Raw genomic sequence first — 4,856 nt, forward strand, 5'->3', positions numbered from 1 at the left:
CATTATTTACTAAAATTTTACCTATTCAATTAGACGGAGAATTAGTCGTATTAAATAATGCGTATCAAGCTAATTTTTCAGCTATACAAAAACGTGGTCGCTTAAAATTAAAAGAGAAAATTGCCAAACTTTCAATCGAGAGACCAGCTACATTTATTGCTTTTGATCTATTGCAGCAAGGTCAAAAAGATTACCGTCAAACTACCTTAAAAGACAGAAAAAAACAGTTAGTAAATTTATTTCAAAAGCTAGAAGGAAAAGAGGATATGCCCCTTCAAATGATTAAATCATATGAAAACTATGAAGAAATTTCTACCATTGTTTTTTCCCATAAAGGCGAGGGCATTGTGGCGAAACGAACCTCAAGTTTATATGTACGTGGGAAAGCACACGGTGATTGGTTAAAAGAAAAAAACTGGCGCAAGATACATGTTTTTCTAACAGCATATGATTTAAAAAATGATTATTTTCAAACCGGGATTTATCATCATGCAACAACGATTTCTATTGGAAAATGTAAACATGGTTTAAGTGAAGAAGAAATGACCTCATTAAAAAACGTATTTATGTCAAACGGAGAAAAAGAGAAACAAATGATCAGCTTACCTCCAGCAATATGTGCCTCCATTAATACATTAGATTTACATGACAACGAATTACGAGAGCCGGAATTTGCTGAACTACTTCCAACATTAGCGGCGGAAGATTGTACGAAAGAAAGGTTGGAATTGGATTTAGCTATGCTACCCGAAAAAGTAGATATATCAAACGAGGATAAAATCTTTTGGCCAAAAAATTGTCTCACAAAAGGTAACTTACTTATATATATACGAGAAATTTATTCGTATATTATTCCGTACGTACAAAACCGGGCCCTTACTGTTATTCGTTGCCCAGATGGCATAGAGGAAAAATCTTTTTTTCAAAAAAACTTACCTAGTTACGCACCTGATTATATTGATTATATGGAAGAAAAGGATAAACGGATTCAAATTTGTAACCAATTAGAGTCGCTAATATGGTTTGCAAATCATAGTGCGATCGAATATCATGTCCCATTTCAAACGATTAATAGCATGTATCCAAATGAAATTGTATTTGATTTAGATCCACCCAGCCGAGAAGAGTTTGTGCTCGCAATCAAAGCGGCGAAAATGATTAAACAATTGTTAGATGGACTAGAACTCATTTCATTCATTAAAACTTCGGGAAATAAAGGGCTTCAGATTCATATCCCAATTCCAACTAATCGGTTAAGCTTTAAGCAAACTGCCATTTTTACGGAAACAATCGCAAAAATTGTCGTCAATGCAGCACCAGATATTTTTACGATAGAACGTTTTAAAAAGAATCGCGGAGGACGTCTCTACATTGACTATGTCCAACATGGAAAGAACAAAACGATTATCGCTCCTTATTCTCCACGTAAAACAGAAGACGCAACTGTTGCAACACCATTATATTGGGAAGAAGTTACCGAGAATTTGGAGCCGAACCAATTTACGATACAAAATGTTGTAGAACGAGTTAAAACAGTGGGATGTCCTTGGATATTTCATTTTGAAGCGGCAAGGGAACAAACGTTAACAAAAACGATCGATTTAATTCGGTCAAATTGACAGAAGAGAGAGAATATACTTTCAAAAATAGTAAAACACTTTATAATACTAATAAAAAGGGGGCGATAAGATGGAATTTGATGTTATTGTCATTGGAGCAGGACTCGCTGGACTCGTAGCGACTACTGAAATTGCACAAAACGGAAAAAAAGTATTGTTACTTGATCAAGAAGGTGAACAATCATTAGGCGGTCAAGCGTGGTGGTCGTTCGGAGGATTATTTTTAGTAGATTCACCTGAGCAAAGACGTATGGGGATAAAAGATTCTAAAGAATTAGCTTGGCAAGATTGGCTAGGTAGTGCTGAATTTGATCGTTTAGAAGATGAAGATTTTTGGGGAAGAAAATGGGCCGAGGCATATGTCGATTTTGCGACATATGAAAAACGTGATTGGTTATATGAAAAAGGAGTCCGCATTTTCCCAGTAGTCGGTTGGGCGGAGCGAGGTGGGTATTTAGCAGAAGGTCACGGAAACTCTGTACCTCGTTTTCATATTACTTGGGGGACTGGTCCAGGTATTGTGGCGCCATTTGTCAAATCACTTCATCAACAAATAGAGGCAGGATCCGTTACATATTTACCTCGTCATCGTGTGGATGAATTGATCGTAAAAAATAATGCCATTTCAGGAGTTACTGGAGCTATTTTAGAGCCGACTCCTATCAGAAGGGGGGAAGAGAGTTCACGAAAAGAAATTGGCGATTTTTCGTATGAAGCACAAGCGGTCATTATTTGCAGTGGTGGAATAGGGGCAAACTTTGATTTGATTCGTAAAAATTGGCCTGAACGATTAGGAAAAGCGCCAGAAAAAATGCTTTCGGGTGTTCCAAAACATGTGGATGGACGTATGCTTGAAATTACGGAAAGAGTTGGAGGTCGTATCGTCAATCGTGACCGAATGTGGCACTATACGGAAGGGATTAAAAATTGGAGTCCGATCTGGGAAAAGCATGGCATTCGTATCCTTCCCGGTCCTTCTTCCATGTGGTTTGATGCAGAAGGAAATCGATTCCCAGTACCCAACCTACCAGGTTTTGATACATTGGGTACGTTAAAGACGATACTAGACACTGGATACGATTATTCCTGGTTTATTTTGACGAAAAAAATTATTGAAAAAGAATTTGCTTTATCAGGTTCAGAACAGAACCCAGATTTAACAGAAAAAAGTATAGGAAAAGTTTTACAACGTGTACTACCCGGATCACCAAGTCCAGTACAAGCATTCCTTGATTACGGAGAAGATTTCATTGTAGCGGATTCGATTGATAATTTAGTGATTCAAATGAATAAACTGGTAGGTGAAAAGAGAATTGATATTGAAAAGATGCGCAAGAAAGTAGAAGCAAGGGACCGGGCAATGGAGAATAAATTTACGAAAGATTTACAATTAACTACAATGCACGGCGCAAGACATTATATTGGTGATAAACTAATTCGGACTGTAAAACCTCATCGATTACTAGATCCTAGAAATGGTCCACTTATTGCCGTACGTTTAAATATTTTAAGTCGGAAAACATTAGGTGGATTACAAACCGATTTAGCTGCTAGAGTCCTAGATATTCAAGGTAAACCAATCGATGGGTTATATGCTGCAGGTGAAGTATCTGGGTTTGGCGGTGGAGGTGTACACGGGTATCGATCCTTGGAAGGTACGTTTTTAGGTGGTTGTTTATTCAGTGGAAAGGTTGCAGCATCATCCGTTATAGAGAAACTGAGATAGCTTTTATAATTTTAATAAAGTTTGCACACAGAAGTTGGTATATAGATATTCGAACAAGAATTCAAATGAAAAATTTAAATCCCAGTTCGGATTTTTCATTTGGTTGCTAAATAGAATTGTCAATATCTATAAACTGTGCAGTAACTTAGGTTAATCTGCTTTGTAAATATCTAAACAAAGTTGCGACGTAAAATACCGCTTCGGCAGAATACTTCGCTTTCCACGGGCACGGCTTCAGCCCCCTCGCGGAAAGATCACCGCTGCGGGGTCTTCAGACACGTGCTTTTCCTGTAGGAGTCTTTGTATTCTGCCTACGCTAGTTGGAAAAAGTAAACTTTGGTCATTCATTCAAAGCAACTGTTCTAGCGAAAATACACGGAGACTCCTGTGGGAGGACAGGGCTAGGTGAGACCCGAGTGCATAGCACGAAGGGACTCAACAGCCGCCCACGGAAAGCGCAGTGTATTTCCGTAGCGGTAAGTTGATTAGAACCGAATTTACTGCACAGTATACTTCAACTATTTATTAAGATGCATCCACTGAAATAGGAACAATCTAAGCTTCCTGTTCTGTCAATCATTCCGCTTTAGGGTTGATCATTTTAGTTATGTCCCCGACTTTCTTTTTTAGTTTTTGCTAATAAACTCCTAAATTGTACATTGTTTTAAAATAATTTAACATCAGCCCCTCAAATTTACAACAACATGTTTACACGTCTCCAAGTTTGATTCCACATACTCAACACTAATATTTTATTACATTAAAGAGCAATCTTAAAAGTTCATACAATTTTAGGGATGAGCTCCATCCGTTTTTAAATAAACACGACATATAACGGAATATGAAATGAAAAACATTTGCTATACGCTTACATTAATAAAAAAGTACAGGAGGAAATAATATGTCAAATGTTAAACAAGTTTTTCAAGAAATTAATGATGCATTAAGTAGAGATCCAAAGTATGCGGAAGGGGTTAATGCTGTTTATCAGTTCAATTTAACGGATGAAGACCCTGGAATATATCAACTTATATTAAAAAATGATCATCGTTCTACCGCTGAGGGAGAAAAAGAACAAGCGGATTGTACGCTCCATATGAAGGCAGAAGATTTTGTACAAATGGCGGAAGGTAAATTGAATGGAACACAAGCTTTTATGAGTGGAAAATTAAAAATTAAAGGAAATATGGGGTTAGCTTTAAAATTGCAAAGTATTTTGGCAACTTATAATAAAGAGAAAAGTAAGTAGGGAGGTTTCTAATGATCTCATTTGAGCCAACGGACGAAGAAAAAGCTTTTACAGAGGTGGCATGCAAACTTGGAAGGGAAGATATACGACGTTCTGCACGTGAAAATGAGCAAAAAGGTTTTGTCCATCATGAATTGATCGATCAGGTAAACCATTTAGGGTTTTTAACAATGGAGGAACCAGACAGTTTAGGCGGGATGCAATTACCACTTATTTCACAAGTACAGATTTTAGAAGCATTATGTTACGGAGATTTAGGAAT

4 protein-coding genes are annotated in these 4,856 nt (G+C 37.2%); all 4 read left to right on the top strand.

Annotation, left to right across the window (positions count from 1 at the left end):
* A partial coding sequence (gene ligD, locus ACPYKA_RS18905) for a DNA ligase D (protein ID WP_479543752.1) occupies positions 1 to 1,619 on the top strand: 1,619 nt, incomplete at its 5' end.
* 70 nt (positions 1,620 to 1,689) lie between these two features.
* Complete coding sequence (locus ACPYKA_RS18910; RefSeq protein WP_479543753.1) at positions 1,690 to 3,345, top strand: FAD-binding dehydrogenase; 1,656 nt, start codon at positions 1,690 to 1,692, stop codon at positions 3,343 to 3,345.
* 901 nt (positions 3,346 to 4,246) lie between these two features.
* Positions 4,247 to 4,594: an SCP2 sterol-binding domain-containing protein gene (locus ACPYKA_RS18915; RefSeq protein WP_479543754.1), complete on the top strand. Its 348-nt coding sequence runs from the start codon at positions 4,247 to 4,249 to the stop codon at positions 4,592 to 4,594.
* Between the two features lie 11 nt (positions 4,595 to 4,605).
* A partial coding sequence (locus ACPYKA_RS18920; RefSeq protein WP_479543755.1) for an acyl-CoA dehydrogenase family protein occupies positions 4,606 to 4,856 on the top strand: 251 nt, incomplete at its 3' end.

It is taken from the genome of Pseudogracilibacillus amylolyticus (SeqCode) (genome assembly GCF_051918545.1).
Lineage (GTDB): Bacteria > Bacillota > Bacilli > Bacillales > Amphibacillaceae > Pseudogracilibacillus.